We start from the raw sequence: 22,504 nt of genomic DNA, 5'->3' as shown, positions 1-22,504 counted from the left end.
GGGCCTAGAGGCAAGCGACACCCACCCCGCGCAGTCGAGGGAAAGATCGAGCGGGACGATGCCTCCCGTGAGCGCAATGGGACTGTGCCGTCCCGCTCGCCGCATGGCCTGAGATCCGTAACTGCGGACATGAAAGACGCGCCCTGCCCGAAGGCAGGGCGCAGCAAGGCGCATCAGGCCCAGATGACGCCGAGGCACTGGGCCTCTTCGGCGTATCGGCTCAGCGGCCGGTCGGCCCGGAACAACAGGTCGCGCTCAATCGGCAGTCCGAGCCCGCCACGGATCGCGGCGATCTCCGAGACAGCCCCGCGCGGTGAGAGTGAGAAATCGCGGATCCGCGTAGTCTCGACGAACGGATCGGGCGCTCGGCGGTGGCATCATAGTGACGCAGCGAAAACGCAGTTCTCACTTTCATCCCGCGCGGGACGATTTCACCCTGTCATTGCGAATCCTTGGCCAGGCGCCTCTCTCCGCCCAGCGGCCTCCGTACCTGCGGGAGGGCGCGGCCACCGGGGCCGATTGCCGCTGGAACCACCTCGGGCTTGCGCGCCTTATCGTGGGATGCCGCATCGTCCTCCGCCGCGCCGCCCGTCATGATGCCCGACCTCTATATCGTCACCCTGGCCGGGCTGGGCCTGCTGGTGCTGCTGGTCGCCTGGCTGCCGATGGTGCTGCGCCGGGCGCCGCTGTCGCTGCCGATCATCTGCGTCCTCGCCGGCTATCTCGCCTTCAGCCTGCCCGTCGCCGGCCCGGCGCCGTTCCCGTTGTGGTTCCCGGTGGCGACCGAGCGGCTGACCGAATTCGTCGTCATCGTCGCGTTGATGGGCGCGGGGCTGAAGCTGGACCGTCCCTTCGGCTGGCACGGCTGGCGCCAGGTGTGGCGCCTGCTCGGCATCGCCATGCCGCTTACCATCCTCGCCACCGCGGCGCTGGGCTGGTGGTGGCTCGGGCTGGGCCCGGCCGCCGCGCTGCTGCTGGGCGCCGCCCTGGCGCCGACCGATCCGGTGCTGGCCGCCGACGTCCAGGTGGGGCCCCCGCGCTCGGGCGAGGAGGACGATGTCCGCTTCGGCCTGACCGCGGAGGCCGGGCTGAACGACGGCCTCGCCTTCCCCTTCGTCAACCTTGCCATCGTGGCCGCCCTGGCGGCGGGAACCGCCGGCCCCTGGACCGCGGCCTTCACCGGCTGGGTCCTGGTCGACGTCGCCTGGAAGCTGGCCGCCGGCATCGGCATCGGCTGGGCCGCCGGGCATGTGCTGGGCTGGGCGACCTTCCGCGCCCACGCCCGGGCCCGGCTGTCGCGGACCGGCGACGGCTTCGTCGCCCTCGGCATCATGCTGCTGGTCTACGGCGTGACCGAGATGGCGCATGGCTACGGCTTCGTCGCGGTCTTCGTGGCGGCGCTGGCGCTGCGCGCGGCCGAGCGCGAGCACGACTACCACGACACCATGCACGCCTTCATCGAGCAGGCCGAGCGGCTGCTGATGATGCTGACCCTGGTGCTGTTCGGCGGGGTCATCGCCCAGGGCCTGTTCACGTCCTTGACGTGGGCCGAGGCCGGGGTCGCCATCGCGATCGTCTTCCTGGTCCGCCCCATCCTGGGCTGGATCAGCCTGGCCGGCCTGTCCTGGCCGCGGCGCGAGCGCGCGCTGGTCGCCTTCCTCGGCGTCCGCGGCATCGGGTCGTTCTACTACATCGCCTACGCCCTGAACCACGCCCCCTTCCCCGAAGGTGTGCAGCTGTGGTCGGTGGTCGGCTTCGTCGTGCTGCTGTCGGTGGTGGTGCACGGCGTCACGGTGACGCCGCTGATGCGCGGCCTGGACATCCAGGACGGGCGGAACCTCGACCCCTAACCTATTCCGCCACTTCCGGCGCATTGCCGGCCAGGCGCGGGAAGGCCCGGGCCCAGCGCTGGCGCGACCTGCGGCGGAAGCGGTCGAGCACCAGGTAGAGCACCGGCGTGGTGTATAGCGTCAGCACCTGGCTGACGATCAGCCCGCCGACGATGGCGATGCCCAGCGGCCGCCGCAGCTCGCCGCCGTTGCCGAAGCCGGTGGCCAGCGGGATGGCGCCGAAGATCGCCGCCATGGTGGTCATCATGATCGGCCGGAACCGCAGCAGGCAGGCCTCGAAGATGGCGTCGCGCGAGCTCAGGCCCCGGGTCCGCTCCGCCTCCAGCGCGAAGTCGATCATCAGGATCGCGTTCTTCTTGACGATGCCGATCAGCAGGATCACGCCGATCATCGCGATCAGGCTGAATTCGGTGTTGAAGGCCAAGAGCGCCAGCACCGCGCCGACCCCGGCCGAGGGCAGCGTCGACAGGATCGTCAGCGGGTGGATGGTGCTCTCGTACAGGATGCCGAGCACGATGTAGACCGCCGCCAGCGCCGCCAGGATCAGGATCGGCTCGTCTCGCAGCGAGCTCTGGAACACCTGGGCGGTGCCCTGGAAGGTGCCGTGGATGGTGGCGGGCATGCGCAGCTCCGCCATCGTCTGGTCGATCGCCGCGGCGGCGTCGCTGAGCGACTTGCCCGGCGCCAGATTGAACGAGATGGTGGTCGCCGCGAACAGCCCCTGGTGGTTGACCGACAGTGGCGTGTTGCCCGGCCCGTAATGGCTGATCGCCGCCAGCGGCACCATGGTCTCCTGGTTGGTGCTGACCGCGGCCCCGCTCGACGTGCCCTTGCGGCCAGCATTGGCCAGCGCGTTGGTGGCGGCGTTGCGCGCGGAATCGTCCGAGCTGTTCGCCACGGCAGTGCCGGCGCCGACGGTCCCGACGGTGCCCGCCACCGCATTGGTGCTCGCGGTGCCGCTGGCGCTGCCGCCCGAGGTGCTGATGTAGATGTCCTTCAGCGTCTCCGGGCTCTGCCAGTACTGCGGCGCCACCTCCATCACCACATGGTACTGGTTGATCGCGCTGTAGATGGTCGAGACCTGGCGCTGGCCGAAGGCGTCGTACAGCGTGTTGTCGATCTGCTGCGGCGTCACACCCAGCCGCGCCGCGGTGTCGCGGTCGATGACGATGTCGGTCTCGATGCCCTTCTGCTGCTGGTCGGAATTGAGATCGGCCAGGATCGGGTTGCGCTGCAACGCCTGCAGCAGCTTCGGCCCCCATTCCTGCAGTTCCTCCGAGGAGTCGGATTGCAGCGTGAACTGGTAGGCGGCGTTGCTCTGCCGCCCGCCGGCCCGGATGTCCTGCGCCGAGACCAGGAACAGCCGGCCGCCCGGCACCTGCGCCAGCGGCCCGCGCAGCCGGGCGATGACCTCGTCGTCGCTGAGGCCGCGTTCGGACAGGGGCTTCAAGGTCACGAACACCGACCCGGTGTTGGTCTGCGACCGCCCGCCGCCCCCGCCGCCGGTGAAGCCGACGACGCTTTCCACCGCGGGATCGGCGCGGACGATGTCCGCCAGCTGGGTCAGCTTCTGCTGCATCAGCTGGAACGAGACGCTCTGGTCCGCCTGGATGCCGCCGACCAGCCGGCCGGTGCTTTGTTCCGGGAAGAAGCCCTTCGGGATCACGGTGAACAGCGCGACGTTCAGGCAGACCACGCCGAACAGCACAACCAGCACAAAGCCGACATGGCGCAGCGCCCAGGACAGCGTCCGCTCATAGATCTTCAGGGTGCGGTCGAGCAGGCTGAAGCGGCGCTTGCCGGCCGGCTTCGGCCGGTTGCGCAGCAGCAGGGCGCACAGCATCGGCGTGGTGGTCAGCGAGATCGCCAGCGACACGCAGATCGAGATCGACAGGGTCAGTGCGAATTCGCGGAACAGCCGGCCCACCAGCCCGCCCATCAGCAGGATGGGCACGAACACCGCCACCAACGAGATGCTGATCGACAGCACGGTGAAGCCGACCTCGCGGGCGCCGCGCAGCGCCGCCTGCCGCCGCGGCATGCCCGCCTCGATGTGGCGGGTGATGTTCTCCAAGACCACGATGGCGTCGTCGACCACGAAGCCGGTGGCGATGGTCAGGGCCATCAGCGACAGGTTGTCCAGGCTGTAGCCCAGCAGGTACATCACCCCGAAGGTGCCGATGATCGAGACCGGCACCGCCACCGCCGGGATCAGCGCGGCCCGCGCGTCGCGCAGGAAGGCGAACACCACCAGCATGACCAGGATGACCGAGATCACCAGCGTGCTCTGGGTGTCGGTCAGCGACGACCGGATGGTGGTGGTGCGGTCGGCGTTCGGGGTGATGTCGATGTCGTTCGGCATCGCCGCGCGCAGATGCGGCAGCTCGGCCTTCACCCGGTCGACCGTGTCGATGATGTTGGCGCCGGGCTCGCGGAACAGCAGCACCAGCACCGCGGGCTGGCCGTCGGCCAGGCCGGCGTTGCGCAGATCCTCGACCGAATCGTCGACCGAGGCGACGTCGGACAGGCGCACCGCGGCGCCGTTGCGGTAGGCCACCACCAGCGGGCGGTAGTCCTCGGCATGGCTGGCCTGGTCGTTGGTGTAGATCTGGAAGTGGCGGCCGCCCTCCTCGATCGACCCCTTCGGGCTGTTGGCGTTGGCGGCGGCCAGCGCCGCCCGCACATCCTCGAGCCCGATGCCGTATTTGAACAGCGCGTCGGGGTTCAGCTCGACCCGCACCGCCGGCAGCGCCGCGCCGCCCAGCTGGACCTGGCCGATGCCCTGGATCTGCGACAGGCGCTGTTCCAGCACGTTGCTGGCCGCGTCGTAGATCTGGCCGCGGGTCAGGGTCTTCGAGGTCAGCGCCAGGATCAGCACCGGCGCATCGGCCGGGTTGACCTTGCGGTAGGTCGGGTTGCTGCGCAGGGCGACCGGCAGGTCCGCCCGCGCCGCGTTGATCGCGGCCTGGACGTCCCGGGCGGCGCCGTCGATGTCGCGGTTCAGGCCGAACTGCAGCGTGATGCTGGCCTGGCCGACCGAGCTGCGCGACGTCATCTCGGTGACGTCGGCGATGGCGCCGAGATGCCGCTCCAGCGGGCTGGCCACGGTGGTCGCCACCGTGTCCGGGCTGGCGCCGGGCAGCGAGGCCGAGACCGAGATGGTCGGGAAATCGACCTGCGGCAGCGGCGACACCGGCAGCTTGCCGTAGGCGACCAGCCCGGCCAGCACGATGCCGAGGGTCAGCAGCGTGGTCGCCACCGGCCGGGCGATGAAGGGGGCCGAGAGGTTCACGCCCGGGTCTCGCCGCCCGCCGGCCGCGGCTTCGGCCGGCGGGACAGGCGCCGGGCCAGCCCGTCGAAGGCGAGGTAGATCACCGGCGTGGTGAACAGGGTCAGAAGCTGGCTGACGATCAGCCCGCCGACGATGGCGACGCCGAGCGGCCGCCGCAGCTCCGACCCCATGCCGGTGCCAAGCATCAGCGGCAGGGCGCCGAGCAGGGCCGACATGGTGGTCATCAGGATCGGCCGGAAGCGCAGCAGGCAGGCCTGGTAGATCGCGTCGCGCGGGGCCTTGCCCTCGTCCCGCTCCGCCTGCAGTGCGAAGTCGATCATCATGATCGCGTTCTTCTTCACGATGCCGATCAGGAGAACGATGCCGATGATGCCGATGACGTCCAGCCCGTCGCCCGCCGCCATCAGCGCCAGCAGCGCGCCGACCCCCGCCGACGGCAGGGTGGACAGGATGGTGATGGGGTGGATAAAGCTCTCGTAGAGCACGCCCAGCACGATGTACATGGTCGCGATCGCGGCCAGGATCAGCAGCGCCTCATTGGCCAGCGACGACTGGAAGGCGGCGGCGGTGCCCTGGAAGGCGGTGACGAAGCTGTCGGGCAGGCCGAGCTGCCGCTCCGCCCCCTGGATCGCGTCGACCGCGCCGCCCAGCGATGCGCCGGGCGCCAGGTTGAACGAGATCAGGGTCGCCGGGAACTGGCCGAGATGGGTGATCTGCAGCGGCCCGGCGCGCTGTTCGACATGGACGATGGCGGAGAGCGGCACCTGCCCGGTCGAGGACAGCGACGACGGCAGGTACAGGGCCTTCAACCCCTCCAGCGACTGCTGCAGCGACGGGTCGGCCTCCAGGATCACCCGCTTCTGGTTCGACTGGGTGTAGATGGTTGAGACGATGCGCTGGCCGAAGGCGTCGTACAGCACGTTGTCGATCGTCGCCGGGGTGATGCCGAAGCGGGCGGCGGTGGCGCGGTCGATCACCAGGTCGACGGCCAGGCCCTGCTGCAGGTAGTCGCTGGCGACGTCGGCGATCTCCGGCACCTGCTCCAGCTGCCGCACCAGCTTCGGCACCCAGTCCTTGAACGCGTCCGGGTCGGCGTTCTCCAGCACGAACTGGTACTGGGTGCGGCTGACGGTGGAATCGATGGTCAGGTCCTGCACCGGCTGCAGGTACAGGGTGACGCCGGCCACGCCCGCGACCTCGCCATGCAGCCGGTCGATGATCTCGGCCGCGCTGGCGCTGCGCTGGTCGAGCGGCTTGAGGCTGATCAGGAACCGGCCGCTGTTCAGCGTGGTGTTGGTGCCGTCGACGCCGATGAAGGAGCTGAGGCTGGCGACGTCGGGGTCCTTCAGGATGGCCTCGGCCAGGGCCGACTGGTGGCGCGCCATCTCGTCATAGGACACGGTCTGCGCCGCCTCCGAGATGCCCTGGATCATCCCGGTGTCCTGCTCCGGGAAGAAGCCCTTGGGGATCACGATATACAGCAGCACGGTGAGGCCGAGGGTGGCCATGGCCACCAGCAGGGTCAGCTTCTGGTGGTCCAGCACCCAGACCAGCGCCCGTCCGTACTGGCCGATGATCCAGTTGAAGCCGCGCTCGGCGCCGCGGTCGAACCGCCCCCGCTCCGCCTCCGGCCGGTGCCGCAGCAGCTTGGCGCACAGCATCGGCACCAGGGTCAGCGAGACCACCGCCGAGATCACGATGGTGACCGCCAGGGTGATCGCGAACTCATGGAACAGCCGGCCCACCACCTCGCCCATGAACAGGAGCGGGATCAGCACCGCGATCAGCGAGACGGTCAGCGAGATGATGGTGAAGCCGATCTGCTCGGCCCCCTTCAGCGCCGCCTGCAGCGGGGTCTCGCCTTCCTCGACGTAGCGGGCGATGTTCTCGATCATCACGATGGCGTCGTCGACCACGAAGCCGGTGGCGATGGTCAGCGCCATCAGCGACAGGTTGTCCAGGCTGAAGCCCAGCAGGTACATCGCCGCCAGGGTGCCGACCAGCGACAGCGGCACCGACAGGCTGGGGATGATGGTGGCCGCCATGGTGCGCAGGAACAGGAAGATCACCATCACCACCAGCGCCACCGACAGCATCAGCTCGAAGCCGACATCGGCGACCGAGGCGCGGATGGTGACGGTGCGGTCGCTGAGCACAGCGATGTCGACCGCGGCCGGCATGGTGGTCTCGAGCTCGGGCAGCAGCGCCTTGATGCCGTCCACCACCTGGATGACGTTGGCGCCCGGCTGGCGCTGGACGTTGACGATGATCGCCGGGGTGGTGCCGGCCCAGGCGGCGAGCTTGCCGTTCTCCGGTCCGTTGACCACCGTGGCCACGTCGGACAGGCGGATCGGCGCACCGTTGCGGTAGGCGACGACGACGGCGTCGTAATCCTCGGCCTTGGTGATCTGGTCGTTGGCGTTGATGGTCGACGACCGCGTCGGGCCGTCGAAATTGCCCTTCGGGGTGTTGACGTTGACGTTGCCCAGCGTGGTGCGGACGTCGTCGATGGCCAAGCCGTAGGCGGCCAGGGCCTGCGGGTTGACCTGGATGCGCACCGCCGGCCGGGCCCCGCCGCTGAGGCTGACCAGGCCGACGCCGGGCTGCTGCGAGATCTTCTGCGCCAGCCGGGTGTCGACCAGGTTCTCCAGGTCGGTCAGCGGCAGGGTCTTCGAGGTCACCGCCAGCGACAGGATCGGCGCGTCGGCCGGGTTGACCTTGGCGTAGATCGGCGGCGCCGGCAGGTCGCCCGGCAGCAGGTTGCCGGCGGCGTTGATCGCGGCCTGTACCTCCTGCTCGGCGATGTCGAGGCTGAGGTCGAGGCCGAATTGCAGGGTGATGACCGAGGCACCGGCCGAGCTGGCCGAGGTCATCTGGTTCAGCCCCGGCATCTCGCCGAACTGCCGCTCCAGCGGTGCCGTGACCGAGGAGGTCATCACCTCCGGGCTGGCGCCGGGATAGAAGGTCTGGACCTGGATGGTGGGGTAGTCGACCTCCGGCAGCGCCGATAGCGGCAGGAAGGTGTAGGCCACGGCGCCGACCAGCAGGATCGCCGCCATCAGCAGCGAGGTGCCGACCGGGCGCAGGATGAACAGGCGGGACGGGTTCATGGCCGGAGTCCGTCCGGGTGCCCCGGCGCGCTCATCCGTTTGCCGGGGGCTGCTGAGTCTGGCCGTCGCGGCGGCGGTGCTGGCCCTGGCCGCCCTGCCCCTGGCCCTGCCGGTGGCGCTGGCCCGCCTGCCCGGTGTCGTCCGTCGGAGCCGCGGCCGGCGTCGCGTTGCCGGTGCCGCCCGCGGCGATGGTCACATGGGCGCCGTCGCGCAGCCGGTCGGTGCCGTCGACCACGACCTGGTCGCCGGGCGCCAGGCCCTTCTCGACCGACGCCATCTCGCCGTCGACCGCGCCGGTCGTGATCGGACGCACCGACACCGTGCCCTCCTGGCCGACGAGGTAGACGAAGGCGCCCGGCGCGCCGTGCTGGACCGCCGCATTGGGCACGGTGACGACATCCTGCAGCGTGTCGACCAGCAACCGGGCGTTGACGAACTGGTTGGGGAACAGGGTCTCGTCGGTATTGTCGAAGGCGGCGCGCAGCTTCAGCGTGCCGGTGGTGGTGTCGATCTGGTTGTCCAGGGTCGACAGCGTGCCGGTGGCCAGCGCCTTGGTGCCGGTCCGGTCGAAGGCGGTCACCGGCAGGGTCGCCCCGCCATGCAGCCGGGCCTGGATCTGCGGCAGGTCGTCCTCCGGCAGGGTGAAGATCACCGAGATCGGGTGCAGCTGGGTGATGACCACGAGGCCGGCGGCGTCCCCGGTCTGGACATAGTTGCCGGGATCGACCTGGCGCAGCCCGACCCGGCCGTCGATCGGCGAGATGATGTGGCAGTAGTCGAGGTTCAGCTTCTGGGCGTCGATCTGCGCCTGGTCGGACTGGATGGTGCCCTGGTCCTGCTGCACCAGGAAGGCCTGGTCGTCGACCTGCTGCCGCGACACCGCATTCTGCTTCAGCATCGACTGGTCGCGGGCCAGGTCGCTCTGCGCCTGGTTCAGCGCCGCCTGGTCGCGCGCCAGTTGGCCCTGGTCCTGCTCCAGCGCCACCTGGTAGGGGCGCGGGTCGATCTGGGCCAGGAAGTCGCCCTTCTTCACCATCTGGCCTTCCTGGAAGCCGACCTCGATCAGCTGGCCGGAGATCTGCGGCTTGACCGTGACGGTGGCCAGCGGCGTGACGGTGCCCAGCGCGTCGAAGCTGATGCGGATGTCGCCCTTGCCGACGGTGGCGACGCCGACCGGCTGCGCCGCGACATCGGCGAACCGGCCGGTGCGGGCCGGGGCCGCCGTCGGCGCGGTCACCACCCGCCAGGTGCCGTAGGCGAGCAGAAGCACCACCACCAGCCCCACGCCGACCCGCAGCACCCGCCACCGGCGGCGCGGCGGGGCGGTCTTGTCCGCCACCTGTCGATCGCGATCCTCGACGCGAGCATCCATGACCTGTCACCCAAAGCATCGGGCGGCCAGCAGGCCGCGCGTCCCTACACGGCATGACGATCCGGGTTCCGTCGGTGGCCGCCGGCCCTGGGCGCGTTCGCCGCACCCACGGGGATACGGCACAAACGCGCGGCTCGCGGGTTTAGGGTGCCTGTCGGGGTATTGGGGCCGCGCCGCCGGCGTGGGGTCGGGGGGACCGGATGCAACGGGAATTGCTGGCGCCGCTGGTGCTGACGGGAAAGCTGTGGTGGCGCTTCTGGCCGCAGCTGACCCTGCTGGTGCTGATCGGCATCCTGCTGAACGACCAGTTGCTGCTGCTGTCCGCCCATATCGGCTTCGTCGACCGGTCGCTCGGCTTCGCGGCGCTGACCCTGGTGGTGCTGACCAAGCTGGTCGTCACCGTCCTCGGCTTCATGATCCTGCGGCCGGCGCTGCCGGCCGTCGCCGCCGCCCGGGCGCTATCGACGGGAACGGCGGTGCCGATCACGGGGCCCGATGACGCCGCGGCGGACGCGGCGGACGTGCCCCAGGCACCGGTCCCACCAACCACGCCGACACGCCGGCAGCGGCTGACCAGCTTCGCCACCACGCTGACCATCGCCCTGGTGCCGTTCTTCGCCTACTACGCCGCCTGGGGCCTGTTGAACGACACCATCCGCGAATACTCGATCCTGGGGCTGGACCTTGCCCCCCTCGGCGGCGAGGGCAACCTGCTCGATGCGATCGGCGGCCGCTGGCTGGTCGTCTCCATCGTCGTCACCTGGATCCTGCGCCGGCTGTTCAAGGCGCTGCGCGACCGCACTGGCGCCCCGGTCTGGAAGCTGCTGATCGTGCTGTGCGAGACCAACTGGGTGTTCATCGGCCTGTTCGTCCTGTCGCAATGGAAGGACGAGGCCATCGCCTGGGTGGCCAGCGGCACCGCCTGGGAGTGGCTCAACCGGATCTGGCAGGCGGTGCTGACACCGATCTCCACCGCCTTCGCCGCCGCCGAGCCGGTGGAGCAGGCGCTGCCCGACGCGACGACCGTCGCCACCGGCCTGTTCTTCTACGCCCTGCTGCCCCTGATCTGGCTGGTGCTGGCGGCGCTGATCTACGGCCATGACCTGGGCGGCGACCCCGGCTGGATGCGGCACCGGCGGCTGGAGCGGATCGGCAGCCGCTACGCCGCCCTGCCGAAGTTCATCCGCGACTTCATCGGCCATTTCATCGGCGGGTACCGCAGCCGCTACCTGCCGGTCGCCAACAGCATCCGGCTGGTGGTGCACGCCGAACTGGCCCTGCTGCTGATCTACATCGTCGGCTGGCGCGCGATCGGCTGGGCGGCCGACTGGCTGTGGATGGGCACGACGCATGTGATCGGCCCGCATCCGATCAGCCTGGAGCAGCTGTTCGTCGACGGCCTGTCGCTGCTGCTGGGCGACCTGTCGGGGACCACGTCCGGCATCCTGGTCGAGCCGCTGCGCATCTGCCTGGTCGCGGCGGTGCTGGAGATCGCCTTCGCCCGGTCGCAGGCGCCGGCCGAACCCGACGCGGTGGAGAGCCCGGCGGCCTAGTGGGATTCGAGGTGGAAGCGCAGATAGCGCGGCCGCTCGCCATCCATGCTCACGGTCGGCTCGACGGTCCCGGCCGCGTCGTTCGGCACGGTGAAGTCCTGCTCGATCCGCAGCACCGTGCCCGGCGCCCGCGGTTCCAGCGTCGCGGCACCGCAGGTCATGGTGCCTTCGGTCGAGCGCGGGCCGCCGAAGCCGCCGGCCGCCCAGCGCCGGCCCTGATCGTCCCGCAGCGATATCTGGCAGCGCCGCCACAGCACGTCGATGCCCGGCTCGCGCACGGTGACCTGGAACCGGACCCGGACGGGCGTGCCCTGCGACTGTACCCGCGGCCATCCGGACTGCTTGAACGGCAGGACCTCGACCGTCTCCAGCTTCCAGTCGGCCCCGGCGAAGCGGGCCTCGGCACCGGCGGACACGCCGACCTCGAACAGCTCCTGGGCCTGCCACCATTCCTCCAGGTGCCCTCTCGCCGTCAGCAGATAGACGGCAGGCAGCGCCAGCAGCAGCCCCCACAGGCTGCGGCGGCGCCATCGCCGCTCGTCGGTATCGGTGGGCACAAGGCTGGTCTCGGCAGCATCCCCGGGCTGCTCGGCCGTCGTCATTCGATCATCCCCGGCGTGCGGTCGAGATCCAGGCTGTCGAGGATCGGCAGCGACCCGCCACCGCTGCCAAGGCCGATGCGGACGATGGAATCGAGCCGCGTGAGGCCGATCTTCGGGGCGACGAAGGTGGCGCCGCGGGCCTGGTCCTCGCGGATCTCGAAGATGAACCAGCCGCGCCGCGGCAGACCGGGCTGCAGCGTGGCGCCGGACAGCAGGGATTTGACGCCGGACAGCCGGTCGCTGAGGGAATAGCGCAGCCCTGTCGGCCCCTCCCAGTCGGCCTCGTAGACCAGCGTGCTCTCCGACCGCGCCGCCACGGTCGCGGTGACGACCGCCCATAGGCCGGAGGTGTCGCGCACGACCTCCTTGCCATACGCCGTGAACCGGAGCTGCCGGGCGAACTGGACCGTCTCGAGCCGGACCGTGAACTTCCGCGCCGTGACCGTGTCGCCGATCTGCCCATAGACCGGGATCGGATCGGTCTTCCGTTCGTAGTAGGGGGTGTTCCACTGCATCGCCAGCAGCAGGATTGCGGCGACCAGCAGCGCCGCCAGTCGGCCGAGCCATCGGATCATGCCGGGCCGCCCCCCTGGACCGGCATGTCGATGATGCCGGCCACATGCGGGTTGTACCCCCAGCCGGTCTGGCCCCGGAGATTGTCGCGCCGCTTGTAGTCCGAGACACGGACCGCGAATTTCAGCACCGGCGGCACCGCCGCCTCCTGCGGCAGGGTCCAGACCATCGCCAGCCGCTCCGTCATATCAGGATGCAGCTCCGCGGCCCGATCGCTGTCGCGCAGCAGGAAGACATCCGGCTGTTTCTCCGTGAGCGTCAGGTCCGGCGTCAGCAGGCGATAGAAGCTGTTGCTGGACTCGCCGGTGCGGTTGGTCAGTTCGACCTCCACCACCACGGCCTTCTGGCCGTCCCGGACCTTGCGTCCGTCGGGGGTGGCGGTGTCGATCCGCGCGCCCAGCGGCACCACCCGCCACTCCCCCGCCTCGATCGGTGCGCCGACCGGGAAGTGCGGCAGCGGCTGGTCGGTGCGGTAGGAGACGATGGTCATGACCAGGGCCGCCCCGACGGCCAGGGAGCCGCCGATGCCCGTGGTCAGCCAGACCACGGTCCTGCTCTTCAATCCATCCAGGCCGAGCCGTTGTCCGAGCGACATCCCACTGCGCCCAAGGCGCTCCCCCACCACCGGACTGATCGAACACACGACCTGGGAATTGGTTCCGGCGGCGGTGGGTTCAGAGCTCCAGCACCACCCGCCCGCTGGCCGGCATGGCCTGGCAGAGCAACGCCTCGCCGGCGCGCGGCGTGCCGGCCGGCGGCTCGGCATAGGTCACCTCCCCCTCCGCCACCCGCGTGGCGCAGGTGCCGCACAGGCCGGTGCGGCAGCTGTAGGGCGCGTCGATCCCGGCCGCCTCGGCGAGGTCGAGCAGCGTACCCTTGGCCGGATCCCAGTCAGCGGTGCGGCCCGAGGCGCGGAACTCGACCTGCGCCGTCGTGACCGCCGCCGGCCGCGGCGGCGCGGAGGCCGGGGCCGGAGTCGCCGCCGCCGCGAAGGCTTCCGTGCGGATCCGCTCCGGCCGCACCCCGAGCTCGCCCAGCACCTGCTGCATCGCCCGCATGAAGCCGGCCGGGCCGCACAGGTAGACGTCGTAGTCGTCCAGCGGCAGCAGGCGGCGCAGCAGCGCGGCGTCGATGTGCCCGGTGTCGTCATGGTGGCGGCCAAGCACGTCCTGCGGCCGCGGCCGGCTGTAGCGGACATGCACGGTCAAGGCCGGTGCCCGCTCGGCCAGGGCTTCGACATGGGCGGCGAAGGGGTGCTCGCCACCATCGCGGGCGGCGTGGACGAACCAGATGCCGCGGCCGGGCTGGCGCAGCCGGTCCAGGTTGCGGCCGATCAGCTGGTTCAGCATGGCGATCATCGGCGTGACGCCGACGCCGGCCGAGAGCAGCAGCACCGGCCGGCGGCTGTCGGCATCGAGCGTGAAGTCGCCGCGCGGCGCCAGGGCCCGGATGGTGTCGCCGACCTTGAGGTGGTCGTGCAGCCAATGGCTGGCCAGGCCGGGCGTGCCTCCGGTCTCGCGCTTGACGCTGATGCGGTAGGCCTGCCCATCCGGCGCGTCCGACAGGGTGTAGGTGCGCCGCACCGGCCGGTCCTGGCCGGGGATGTCCAGCGCGATCGGCAGGAACTGCCCCGCCTGGTGCGGGACCACGCCGCCGCCATCCGCCGGTCGGAGGGTGAAGGAGCGCACGCTGTCGCTCTCATCCACGATCCGGGTCACGGCGAAGGGCCGCAGCGTGTTGCGCACCCCGGCCGCCTCAGCCACCCGGGCCGTCTCGGCCCAGGTGCCGGTCTCGGCCAGTTGCGCCGCCGGTTCCGGCGCCGACCAGCGCAGCGGCACCGCATCCTCGATCCATACCCCCTCGCCCAGCCGGAAGCGCAGCAGCCGCTCCGCCCCGGCGAAGGCCTCGACCTCCGGCCCGTCCCAGATCACCTCGGCCGTGCCGGTCAGCGACAGCACGCCACCGGTGTCGAAATCGACGAAGACCAGCCCGGCGCGGGGATCGACCTGGAGGTTGCCGAAGGTGTTGAAGAAGAAGTTGCCGACGAAATCCGGCGCCGTCAGCACCGTCTGCCCGCCTTCCTCCGTCACCCTGACGAAGCCGGGCCGGCCGCCGCGATGCGAGACGTCGACGCCTTCCGCCGGCGCGCTGCCGCCCTCGGCCTCGGCCGACCGCGTGGCGATGAAGAAGGTGTCGGCGCCGGCGACCAGCGCCGCCGCTTGCGGCGACAGCACCGGCCCTTCCACCCGCACCGGGCGCGGCGTGCCCACGCTGCCGGGTTCGGCGACGAAGACCGGCCGGCGCGCCTGGATGTATTGCGGGCAGTTGCCGAAGCTCTGCCCCACCCGGATGGTGAAGCCGCCCTCCGACCGCTCGGCGATGGTGCCGTTCATGCGGTTGCGCCGGCGGGTCTCGAGCTGGATGCCGAGCAGCCCGATCGGGGCGCCGGCGGCCAGGTTGGCGCCCAGCGGGTCGCCATAGGCCGGCTGTGCCGCGACCGTCAGGGTCTGCGGGTCGGGCGACTGCAGGAAGCCCGGCCGGCCGGAGAGGATCGACGCCCAGGGCCGGCCGTCGCGGTCGAGGCTGCCGACCAGGACGAAGGGCAGCATCTCGAAGAAGTCGCGATGCTGGTCCGGCATGGCGCCGCGGATCACCCGGCGCCCGACCTGCGCCATCCGCTCGCTGATCCCGACCCGGGCCTGGGCGGCCCGCTCGCCGAGGTGGAAGGCCGGCTCGGCATGCGGCCAGCCGGCCAGGGGGGCGAAGGCGATCGTGTCGGGCATCACGGCACCTCGTAAGGTTGCAGCGCGGTTCAAAGATGGGACGCGGCGTCAGGCCGCGACGGCGGTGCGCTGGATCGGCACGAAGCCGGGCAGCGCCTCGACCCGGCCCAGCCAGGCGCGGATGTTGGGATAGGGGGCCAGCGATACTCCGCCCTCCGGCGCCACCGCGGTGTAGGTGTACAGCGCGACGTCGGCGATGGTCGGCCGCGCGCCGGTGAGGAAGCCGTCCCCCGCCAGATGCGGCTCCAGCACCTTGTACAGCCGGGCGGCGATCGCCTTGGCGTTGTCCTGGTCGAGCTTGGCGCCGAACACGGTCACCAGCCGGGCCGCGGCCGGGCCATAGGCCAGGAAGCCTGCGGCGACGGACAGCCAGCGCTGGACCTGGGCGGCGGCGACCGGGTCGCGCGGCAGCCAGGTCCCGGCCTCGTCGTAGCGGCTGGCGAGATAGACCAGGATGGCGTTGCTGTCGGCCAGCGTCACGTCGCCGTCCTCGATCGCCGGCACCTGGCCGAAGGGGCTTCGGGCCAGGTATTCCGGCGTCCGGCTCTCGCCCTTGGCGAGGTCGATGTCGATGCGCTCGAAGGGCAGGCCGAGCAGCGACAGGAACAGCTCGACCCGATGCGAATGGCCGGACAGGGCCACGCGGTAGAGGCGGATGGGCTGGGCGGGGACGGGCATGGCGGCGGGCCTTTCCGGAGAGGTTGCGTCGGCCCCAATGTGCCCATTCCCCATCACAACGAGAATACTCACCCTTGACAGTGGACTATTCCGGAATTTGGAATGATCGGATGGACAGGCTCGACAGCATGCGGATCTTCGTCGCGGTCGCGGAGACCGGCGGCTTCGCCACCGCCGCCCGCCGGCTGGTGCTGTCGCCGCCGGCGGTGACCCGCGCCGTGGCGGCGGTGGAGGACCGGGTCGGTGCCCGGCTGCTGCACCGGACCACGCGGATCGTACGGCTGACCGAGGCCGGCGCGCGCTTCCTGGAGGATTGCCGGCGCATCCTGGCCGAGGTCGAGGAGGCGGAGGCCGCCGCGGCCGGCCTGCATGCCGAGCCGCGCGGCCAGGTGTCGATCACCGCGCCGGTGCTGTTCGGCCGGCTGCATGTCGCGCCGATCCTGTTCGACGTCGGCATCCGCCACCCCCTGATGGTGGTGCGCAGCTTCTTCATCGACCGGGTCGTCAACCTGGCCGAGGAGGGCTACGACGTCGCCGTGCGCATCGCCGAGCTGCCGGATTCGGGCCTCAGCGCCATCCGCGTCGGCACGGTCCGGCGCGTGGTCTGCGCCTCGCCCGCATATCTGGCGGCGCATGGCGTGCCGCAGACCCCCGCCGACCTGGCGGATCACGACGCGATCCCGTTCGGCCAGGGCGTCGCCGCCCGCGACTGGGTGTTCCGCCGCGGCGACCGGACCGAGACGGTGACGCCGCGGGCGCGGCTGATCGTGAACCAGGCCGATGTTGCGGTGGCCGCCGCCGTCGCCGGGCACGGCCTGACCCGGGTGCTGTCCTACCAGATGGCGGCGGACCACCGCGCCGGCCGGCTGCAGACCGTGCTGGAGGATTTCGAGCCGCCGCCGATCCCGATCCATGTCGTGCACCAGGAGGGCCGGCGCGCCACCGCCCGGGTGCGGGCGCTGGTCGACCTGGTGGCGGCGGGGCTGCGGGCCGATCCGGCGCTGCGCTGACGGGGCGCCCGGCCGGCTGGAGCCGCCCGGCCCGATCCGGTAGACTTGGCTTTCGGCCCCACCGGAGGCTGCGATCCTGGCCCGCGTCGATCCGCACAACCGCACCCATTACTGGCATGATCGCCGCCTGCCCGGCCTGAACCTGCTGCACGCCGACTTCACCCGCCACGACTACGCCCCGCATTTCCATGAGGCGCTGGTGGTCGCGGTGACCGAGCTGGGCGGGTCGGAGTTCAACAGCCAGGGCCGCACCGAGGAGGCGGGGCGGACCGCGCTGCTGGTGTTCAACCCGGCCGAGCCACATTCCGGGCGGATGGGCCGCAGCGACCGCTGGCGCTACCGCTCGTTCTACCTGTCGCCGCCGGCCATCACCGCGGTCATGGCCACCCTGGGCGTCGATGCGGACCCCTACTTCACCCGCAACCTGTTCACCGACCCCGACCTGGTGGCCGCCTTCCTGGCGCTGCACCGCGCCCTGGGCGAAGGCCGCGACCCGCTGCTGGAGCGCGAGCTTCTGGTCGGCAGCTTCGGGGCGCTGATCCGCCGGCATGCCGATATCGGCCACCGCGTTCCGGTGGCGCCGCGCGACCGCACCGTGTTCGGCGCCACCGTCGCCCTGATGCGGGACCGGCATGCCGAGCCGCTGTCGCTCGACGACCTCGGCAACGCGGCCGGCCTGACCCCGTTCCAGCTGATCCGGCTGTTCAAGCGCACCGCCGGGCTGACGCCGCACGCCTACCTCACCCAGATCCGCCTGCAGGCCGCCGCGCAGGGGCTGGCGGCGGGCAGGCCAATCGCCGAGGTTGCCCTCGCCACCGGCTTCTACGACCAGGCCGCGCTGACCCGGCATTTCAAACGCGCCCATGGCATCACCCCGCGCCACTACGCGGCCGCCATGGCGGGGTGAGCCTCGGCCCGGCCGCAATTTTCGCCAATACCGGACCGGGCCGGACCGGCAGGCTGGCCGGATGGATGACATCAGCCAAGACAACCCCCAGGCACCCTCGCCGCAGACGCTGCAGGGCAAGGTGGCGCTGGTCACCGGCGGCACCTCCGGCATCGGCCGGGCCGCCGCCCTGGCCTTCGCCCGGCGCGGCGCCTCCGTTCTCGTGGTCGGCCGCGACGCGGCGCGGGGCGACGCGGTCGCCGCTGCCTGCGCCGCCCACGGCCCGGCCGCCGGGTTCTTCCGCGCCGACGTCACCTGTCTAGCGGAGGTGCAGGCGATGGTAGAGGCCGCGGTCGAGCGTTTCGGGCGGCTCGACATCGCCTTCAACAATGCCGGCTGGCAGGAGCCGCGGGCACCGCTGGCGGAGCAGCCGGACGAGGCCTTCGAGACCGCCTTCGCCACCAATGTCCGCGCCCTGTTCCACGCCATGAAGGCCCAGATCGCGATCATGCTGCGCCAGGGCGGCGGGGTGATCGTCAACAACGCCTCGGTCAGCGGCGTGCGCAACCCCAATCCCGGCCTGGCCTTGTATTCCGCCTCCAAGGCGGCGGCGATCTCGCTGACCCGTTCGGCGGCGATGGAGTACGCGCCGCTGGGCATCCGGATCAACGCGGTCTCGCCCGGCCGCATCGTCACGCCGATGATGCTGGCCTCGAAGATCGCCGACATGGGCGCCGTCGCCGCCGGGCTGCCGGCGCGGCGGATGGGCCAGCCCGAGGAGGTGGCCGAGGCCGTCGCCTGGCTGGCCTCGGACGCCGCGAGCTTCGTCTTCGGCCACAACCTGTGCTGCGACGGCGGCTTCCTGGCGCAGTAGCTGGCCCGCCGAACCTCAGCCGCGCAGCACCAGCATGTTGCCGGCCAGGATGATGGCGGCACCGAGCAGCAGGCCGGGGCCGAGGGCCAGGCCTTCGAAGCCGGCCGACAGCGCCAGGGCCACCACCGGCACCAGCGCCAGGGTGTAGGCGGTGCGGGCCGGGCCGATGCGGCGGACCAGGTCGAAATACATCAGGAAGGTGACGCAGGACGCGGCGATGGCGAGATAGGCCAGGCTGCCGAGGTAGCGCGGCGACGGGTCGATGGCGAAATCCGCCCCGGCCGCGGCCGACCAGGCGAAAGCGGCGGCGGCGCCGGTCAGGGCGCCCCAGCCCATCACCGCCGGGATCGGCACGCCGCGCCGCTGGTTGCGGGCGCCGAGGATGGTGCCGCCGGCGGTGGCGAGGGCCGAGACCGCCGCCCAGGCGAGGCCGGCCAGGGTGCGCCCGTCCGCCGCCACCGCCCGGAGATCGCCGCCGAAGACGATGGCGACCCCGAGCACGCCGCAGCCGAGCCCGGCCAGCAGCCGCGGCGTCAGCGCGGTGCCCAGAAACAGCCGACCGAGCAGCCCGGCGAAGACCGCGGACAGCGACAGCACCAGCGCCGCCAGGCCGCTCGGAATCAGCCGCGTGGCGCTATAGAAGGCAATGAAGGCGAGGCCGAAGAACAGCACGCCCTGCAGCAGCACCCAGGGCAGGTCGGCACGGGCCAGCCGCAGCCGGGTGCCGGTCGCGGCACCGATCGCCAGCATCACCAGCCCGGCCAGCGCCATGCGGTAGCCGACCGAGACCGTCGCGGGCACCGACCCGGCCTGCAGGGCGGTGGCCAGCGCGCCGCCGCCCCACAGCAGCGCGGTGGCGAGGAACAGCAGCGCGGTCATGGCCCCGCCCCCTCCGGGCCCGCCTCCGCCAGCAGCGCCCGCCAGCCGGCGCCCACCATCTTGCCGCTGGCGGTGTCGAGCCGGTCGAGGGTGCGGTCGAGCGCCACCCGCTCCGCCTCCGGCAGCGCGGCCAGCAGCCGCGTCTCGATCGCCCACGCCAAGCCAGCGATCTCGGCGAAGGCGGCCTCGCCCGCCGCGGTCAGCGTCACCGAGGCGTAGCGCCGGTCCTGGGCGGCGGCCTCGCGCCTGGCGAAGCCGAGGGCGGCCAGCTGGGCGATGCCGCGGCTGACCGCGACCGGGTCGAGGCCGCAGGCCCGCGCGATCTCGCGGGCGCTGACGCCCGGCCGGTCGGCCACCACCGCCAGGATGCGCCAGGCCGGCAGGCCCATGCCCCAGCGCGGGCCGTAGAAGCTCTCCAGCAGCTCCGCCACCCGGCCGGCGACGACGAACAGCCGGTAGGGCAGCCAGCGCCCGAGCTCCAGCGCCGGGGCGGCAGGCGTCGGGATCGAAGGGCGGGTGGGCATGGCGCGCTCCGGCGGCAAATTGATTTCATTATGAAATCATATCGACATTGTTTTCGCCAGCGTGATGGCGCCTCCCCTTGCCTCCGACGCATCGAAGCGCGACCCTTGGCGCGATGATCAAGCCTGCCGTTTCCGACCCCATGCGCATCGCCAGGCGGCGCCGGTGACGCCGCCGACGATCCGCCGGGTGGTGCCCGACGAGCAGGGGCGGCTGGCGATCGCGTTCGCGGAGGGCGGGTTCCGGCGGTTCAGGGCCCAGCAGGTCTATGGGCGGGACGGCTTCTCGGCCCTCGCCTACCCCAATGTGCTCAAGAGACTCACCTACGACGACGCCGCAGTGCGCTGGGACGGGATCGGCGCCCTGGATGCCGCCTTCCTGTACGATGCCTCAGTGCCGATGTCGGACAACCAGCTGCGGCGGCACGAGCTGCGCGCCGGCTACCGCAACCAGGCGCCGACCGCGGCGCATCCGACCCATCACGTCTACGGCGTGTACCTGTACCCGTTCGACCCCGACGGCCCCTTCAGCCTGGGCGAGTCGATCGGCGGCGGCCATGCCGAGATGGGCGGGTCCCAGTCCTTCGACCTCGCCGGGCTGCTTGCCTGGCCGGGTTGGCGGGAGCATTTCGCGCTGTCGGGCTGCGACTGGGCGATCGCGATGGTGCAGGAGGCGGACGACATCGAGATCCTCCTCGACCGGCTGGTCCACGCGATCTGCGCCCGCGGCGGGATGTGACCGGCCCGGCCATAGCCCTCGCCAGCTCGCGCTCGCAAAAAGACGGTTCCGTGAAAACGGACAGAAAATCGGTTGCACCGGTAACCCAACTCCTCTTCCGCGGAAATCCTGGTGCAACAGATCCGGACGAGATTGGGCGCCCTGAAGGCAGGGTCGGCACGAGGATGCCGATCCACTTCAGACCATTGGGGTTGGAGACCACACCATGGCGTTCCACTCGGCACGACCGATATCTCGCCACCACGGCGTCTTGCCGTTCCCGTCACGACGCCGGACTTATCTTTACCTCGTCCAGGTCGCGCTGGCCGGCCTGGGCGACGCGATCTCGGAAGCCCGCCGCATGCGGCGCGACCAGCAGCGCCTGTCGGAGCTGAGCGACCATCAGCTGCGCGACATCGGCCTGCGGCGCAACGGCCCCGGCGCCAACGTCTCGTTCATCCTGGACGACGAGGCGCGGCCACGGTCGTGGTGACCGCGGCCGCGCGCCGGCCCGCCGGCCTCAGGACGGCAGCAGCTTCAGCGCCACCACGCCGCCGAGGATGACCAGGATGGCGGCGAGGCGCGCGGCGCTGAGCGCCTCGCCGAACAGCAGCAGCCCGGCGGCGACCGACCCGACGGCGCCGATCCCGGTCCAGACCGCATAGGCGGTGCCGAGCGGCAGCACCTTCAGCGCCTGGGTCAGCAGCCCGAGGAAGATCACCAGGGCGACCACGGAGGCGGCAGTCCAGCCCAGGCGGCTGTAGCCGTCGGAGACCTTCGTGGTCACGGCCCACACCACGTCGGCGATGCCGGACAGGACCAGCAGGGTCCAGGCGAGCGAAGCAGACATCGTATCCTCCTCAGGCCAGCTTGATCACGGCGACGCCCGCCAGCAGGGCCAGCACGCCGGCGAGGCGCAGCGCCGAGACCGGGCGGCGCGGCAGCCGGAACCAGCCATGGCGGTCGACGAACACCGAGGCGACCTGCTGGCCGGCGACGGTCAGCCCGACCGCCGCGGCGGCGCCGATCGCCGGGATCGCGGTGAACACGGTGGTGACATAGGCGGCACCGGCGAAGCCGCCGAGCCAGCCCCACCATGGCATCGCCGCCACGCCGCCCAGCTTCGGCCGCGGCTGGCGGGTCAGCGCCAGCACCAACAGCAGCACCGCCGCCATCGCCAGCGTTGCGACCAGGAAGCTGACCGCCCCGACCGCGAAGGGCGCGCCGAGGTCCCGACGCAGCAGCGCGTTGACCGCCCCCTGCACCGGCAGCACCGCGCCGGCGGCCAGGGCCAGCAGGATCCAGCCGGGCTTCGACAGGGCGGGGGCCGCCGCCCCGCCGGCCTGGCCGAGCACGATCGCCGCGGCCCCGGCCAGCACCAGCAGGGTGCCGACGACCGCGGCCGCATCGAATCCCGCCGCCGGCAGGCCGAGCAGGCCGAAGCCGTCGAGCCCCAACGAGGCCAGCATCTGGCCGGCGATGAACAGCCCGACGCTGACCACCGCTCCCAGCCGCGGGAACAGCAGGATGGTCGAGACCACATAGACCGCGCTGGCGGTGCCGCCGATGGCATGCCACCAGACCACCCCCGGCAGGCCGGCCAGGGCCGACAGGGTGCCGGTCAGCAACGCCACCAGCAGCAGCAGGCTGGTGCCGACCGACAGCTGCAGCGCCGTGGCCGCGAAGGGGCTGCCGGTGGCCTTGGCCAGCTGAGCGTTGGCGCCGGCCTGCACCGCGAGCAGGCCGCCGGCCAGCAGCGCGATCGGGATGAAGAGCGTTTCCATGACAATTCCCTGACCGGTC

The 22,504-nt window shown here is 71.5% G+C and carries 20 protein-coding genes; 7 read left to right on the top strand and 13 right to left on the bottom strand.

The genetic code is table 11. The features are described 5' to 3' along the window. Positions 1-173: 173 nt before the first annotated feature. Positions 174-293: a DUF2958 domain-containing protein gene (locus E9232_RS10245; RefSeq protein ID WP_309794097.1), complete on the bottom strand. Its 120-nt coding sequence runs from the start codon at positions 291-293 to the stop codon at positions 174-176. Between the two features lie 249 nt (positions 294-542). Between E9232_RS10245 and E9232_RS10240 the strand changes: the two genes are divergently transcribed. Beyond that, entirely contained in the window at positions 543-1,850 is a 1,308-nt protein-coding gene (locus tag E9232_RS10240) for a cation:proton antiporter (protein WP_309793830.1), read from the top strand. Between the two features lies 1 nt (position 1,851). Here the strand turns inward: E9232_RS10240 and E9232_RS10235 are convergent, their stop codons facing one another. From E9232_RS10235 to E9232_RS10225, 3 genes are read right to left on the bottom strand one after another with little or no spacing between them, the layout of a single operon-like run. Then, the gene (locus E9232_RS10235) at positions 1,852-5,142 is read right to left on the bottom strand and encodes an efflux RND transporter permease subunit (RefSeq protein ID WP_309793829.1); all 3,291 of its coding nucleotides are present in this window, start codon (positions 5,140-5,142) and stop codon (positions 1,852-1,854) included. After that, entirely contained in the window at positions 5,139-8,252 is a 3,114-nt protein-coding gene (locus E9232_RS10230) for an MdtB/MuxB family multidrug efflux RND transporter permease subunit (RefSeq protein ID WP_309793828.1), read from the bottom strand. Before E9232_RS10230 ends, E9232_RS10235 begins: the two co-directional genes overlap by 4 nt. A gap of 31 nt (positions 8,253-8,283) precedes the next feature. Next, positions 8,284-9,624, bottom strand: coding sequence for an MdtA/MuxA family multidrug efflux RND transporter periplasmic adaptor subunit (locus tag E9232_RS10225; RefSeq protein WP_309793827.1), 1,341 nt, complete (start codon positions 9,622-9,624; stop codon positions 8,284-8,286). A gap of 200 nt (positions 9,625-9,824) precedes the next feature. Here E9232_RS10225 and E9232_RS10220 point away from each other — a divergent pair, with 200 nt between their 5' ends. After that, positions 9,825-11,177, top strand: coding sequence for a hypothetical protein (locus tag E9232_RS10220; protein ID WP_309793826.1), 1,353 nt, complete (start codon positions 9,825-9,827; stop codon positions 11,175-11,177). Here the strand turns inward: E9232_RS10220 and E9232_RS10215 are convergent. The 5 genes from E9232_RS10215 to E9232_RS10195 form a co-directional block, all read right to left on the bottom strand. Continuing rightward, positions 11,174-11,779 carry a hypothetical protein gene (locus E9232_RS10215; protein WP_309793825.1) on the bottom strand — a complete coding sequence of 202 codons (606 nt, stop codon included), beginning with the start codon at positions 11,777-11,779 and terminating at the stop codon, positions 11,174-11,176. The two genes, E9232_RS10220 and E9232_RS10215, sit on opposite strands and share 4 nt — an antisense overlap. Beyond that, positions 11,776-12,354: a hypothetical protein gene (locus E9232_RS10210; RefSeq protein ID WP_309793824.1), complete on the bottom strand. Its 579-nt coding sequence runs from the start codon at positions 12,352-12,354 to the stop codon at positions 11,776-11,778. Before E9232_RS10210 ends, E9232_RS10215 begins: the two co-directional genes overlap by 4 nt. Next, positions 12,351-12,914, bottom strand: coding sequence for a hypothetical protein (locus E9232_RS10205; protein WP_309793823.1), 564 nt, complete (start codon positions 12,912-12,914; stop codon positions 12,351-12,353). The genes E9232_RS10210 and E9232_RS10205 overlap by 4 nt, the downstream gene beginning before the upstream one ends. Before the next feature lie 112 nt (positions 12,915-13,026). Continuing rightward, positions 13,027-15,135 carry a pyridoxamine 5'-phosphate oxidase family protein gene (locus E9232_RS10200; protein WP_309793822.1) on the bottom strand — a complete coding sequence of 703 codons (2,109 nt, stop codon included), beginning with the start codon at positions 15,133-15,135 and terminating at the stop codon, positions 13,027-13,029. Between the two features lie 48 nt (positions 15,136-15,183). Then, positions 15,184-15,813, bottom strand: a complete 630-nt coding sequence (locus tag E9232_RS10195; RefSeq protein ID WP_309793821.1) for a glutathione S-transferase family protein — start codon at positions 15,811-15,813, stop codon at positions 15,184-15,186. Positions 15,814-15,923: 110 nt separating this feature from the next. Between E9232_RS10195 and E9232_RS10190 the strand changes: the two genes are divergently transcribed. The 3 genes from E9232_RS10190 to E9232_RS10180 all read left to right on the top strand — a co-directional run bounded on the left by E9232_RS10190 (position 15,924) and on the right by E9232_RS10180 (position 18,583). Beyond that, the gene (locus tag E9232_RS10190; RefSeq protein WP_309793820.1) at positions 15,924-16,823 is read left to right on the top strand and encodes a LysR family transcriptional regulator; all 900 of its coding nucleotides are present in this window, start codon (positions 15,924-15,926) and stop codon (positions 16,821-16,823) included. A gap of 73 nt (positions 16,824-16,896) precedes the next feature. Continuing rightward, positions 16,897-17,730, top strand: a complete 834-nt coding sequence (locus E9232_RS10185) for an AraC family transcriptional regulator (RefSeq protein ID WP_309794095.1) — start codon at positions 16,897-16,899, stop codon at positions 17,728-17,730. Between the two features lie 61 nt (positions 17,731-17,791). Beyond that, on the top strand, positions 17,792-18,583 hold the full coding sequence (locus E9232_RS10180; RefSeq protein ID WP_309793819.1) for an SDR family NAD(P)-dependent oxidoreductase: 792 nt from the start codon (positions 17,792-17,794) through the stop codon (positions 18,581-18,583). A gap of 15 nt (positions 18,584-18,598) precedes the next feature. On the opposite strand, the gene E9232_RS10175 is transcribed toward E9232_RS10180, so the two are convergent. Together E9232_RS10175 and E9232_RS10170 are read right to left on the bottom strand one after the other, a co-directional pair. Further along, complete coding sequence (locus E9232_RS10175; protein ID WP_309793818.1) at positions 18,599-19,462, bottom strand: DMT family transporter; 864 nt, start codon at positions 19,460-19,462, stop codon at positions 18,599-18,601. Continuing rightward, on the bottom strand, positions 19,459-19,986 hold the full coding sequence (locus E9232_RS10170) for a MarR family winged helix-turn-helix transcriptional regulator (RefSeq protein ID WP_309793817.1): 528 nt from the start codon (positions 19,984-19,986) through the stop codon (positions 19,459-19,461). Before E9232_RS10170 ends, E9232_RS10175 begins: the two co-directional genes overlap by 4 nt. Before the next feature lie 163 nt (positions 19,987-20,149). On the opposite strand from E9232_RS10170, the gene E9232_RS10165 reads away from it, so the two are divergent. Next, on the top strand, positions 20,150-20,722 hold the full coding sequence (locus E9232_RS10165) for a hypothetical protein (protein WP_309793816.1): 573 nt from the start codon (positions 20,150-20,152) through the stop codon (positions 20,720-20,722). Between the two features lie 205 nt (positions 20,723-20,927). After that, complete coding sequence (locus E9232_RS10160; protein ID WP_309793815.1) at positions 20,928-21,194, top strand: DUF1127 domain-containing protein; 267 nt, start codon at positions 20,928-20,930, stop codon at positions 21,192-21,194. Positions 21,195-21,221: 27 nt separating this feature from the next. On the opposite strand, the gene E9232_RS10155 is transcribed toward E9232_RS10160, so the two are convergent. Then, positions 21,222-21,551 carry a DMT family transporter gene (locus tag E9232_RS10155; RefSeq protein WP_309793814.1) on the bottom strand — a complete coding sequence of 110 codons (330 nt, stop codon included), beginning with the start codon at positions 21,549-21,551 and terminating at the stop codon, positions 21,222-21,224. A gap of 10 nt (positions 21,552-21,561) precedes the next feature. Then, positions 21,562-22,485 (bottom strand): DMT family transporter, encoded by a 924-nt coding sequence (locus tag E9232_RS10150; RefSeq protein ID WP_309793813.1) that lies wholly within the window; start codon positions 22,483-22,485, stop codon positions 21,562-21,564. Positions 22,486-22,504: the final 19 nt, after the last annotated feature.

The sequence above is a fragment of the Inquilinus ginsengisoli genome, assembly GCF_031453975.1.
GTDB classification, from domain to species: domain Bacteria; phylum Pseudomonadota; class Alphaproteobacteria; order DSM-16000; family Inquilinaceae; genus Inquilinus; species Inquilinus ginsengisoli_A.
Note: the sequence above shows the minus strand (reverse complement) of the source record. Positions and strands in the feature narration are given on the sequence as shown.

Coding starts and splice junctions, on each gene's coding strand:
- E9232_RS10230 (WP_309793828.1), bottom strand. CDS start 8,252: ATGAACCCGTCCCGCCTGTTCATCCTGCGCCCGGTCGGCACCTCGCTG.
- E9232_RS10225 (WP_309793827.1), bottom strand. CDS start 9,624: ATGGATGCTCGCGTCGAGGATCGCGATCGACAGGTGGCGGACAAGACC.
- E9232_RS10220 (WP_309793826.1), top strand. CDS start 9,825: ATGCAACGGGAATTGCTGGCGCCGCTGGTGCTGACGGGAAAGCTGTGG.
- E9232_RS10215 (WP_309793825.1), bottom strand. CDS start 11,779: ATGACGACGGCCGAGCAGCCCGGGGATGCTGCCGAGACCAGCCTTGTG.
- E9232_RS10210 (WP_309793824.1), bottom strand. CDS start 12,354: ATGATCCGATGGCTCGGCCGACTGGCGGCGCTGCTGGTCGCCGCAATC.
- E9232_RS10200 (WP_309793822.1), bottom strand. CDS start 15,135: ATGCCCGACACGATCGCCTTCGCCCCCCTGGCCGGCTGGCCGCATGCC.
- E9232_RS10195 (WP_309793821.1), bottom strand. CDS start 15,813: ATGCCCGTCCCCGCCCAGCCCATCCGCCTCTACCGCGTGGCCCTGTCC.
- E9232_RS10190 (WP_309793820.1), top strand. CDS start 15,924: ATGGACAGGCTCGACAGCATGCGGATCTTCGTCGCGGTCGCGGAGACC.
- E9232_RS10180 (WP_309793819.1), top strand. CDS start 17,792: ATGGATGACATCAGCCAAGACAACCCCCAGGCACCCTCGCCGCAGACG.
- E9232_RS10175 (WP_309793818.1), bottom strand. CDS start 19,462: ATGACCGCGCTGCTGTTCCTCGCCACCGCGCTGCTGTGGGGCGGCGGC.
- E9232_RS10170 (WP_309793817.1), bottom strand. CDS start 19,986: ATGCCCACCCGCCCTTCGATCCCGACGCCTGCCGCCCCGGCGCTGGAG.
- E9232_RS10160 (WP_309793815.1), top strand. CDS start 20,928: ATGGCGTTCCACTCGGCACGACCGATATCTCGCCACCACGGCGTCTTG.
- E9232_RS10155 (WP_309793814.1), bottom strand. CDS start 21,551: ATGTCTGCTTCGCTCGCCTGGACCCTGCTGGTCCTGTCCGGCATCGCC.
- E9232_RS10150 (WP_309793813.1), bottom strand. CDS start 22,485: ATGGAAACGCTCTTCATCCCGATCGCGCTGCTGGCCGGCGGCCTGCTC.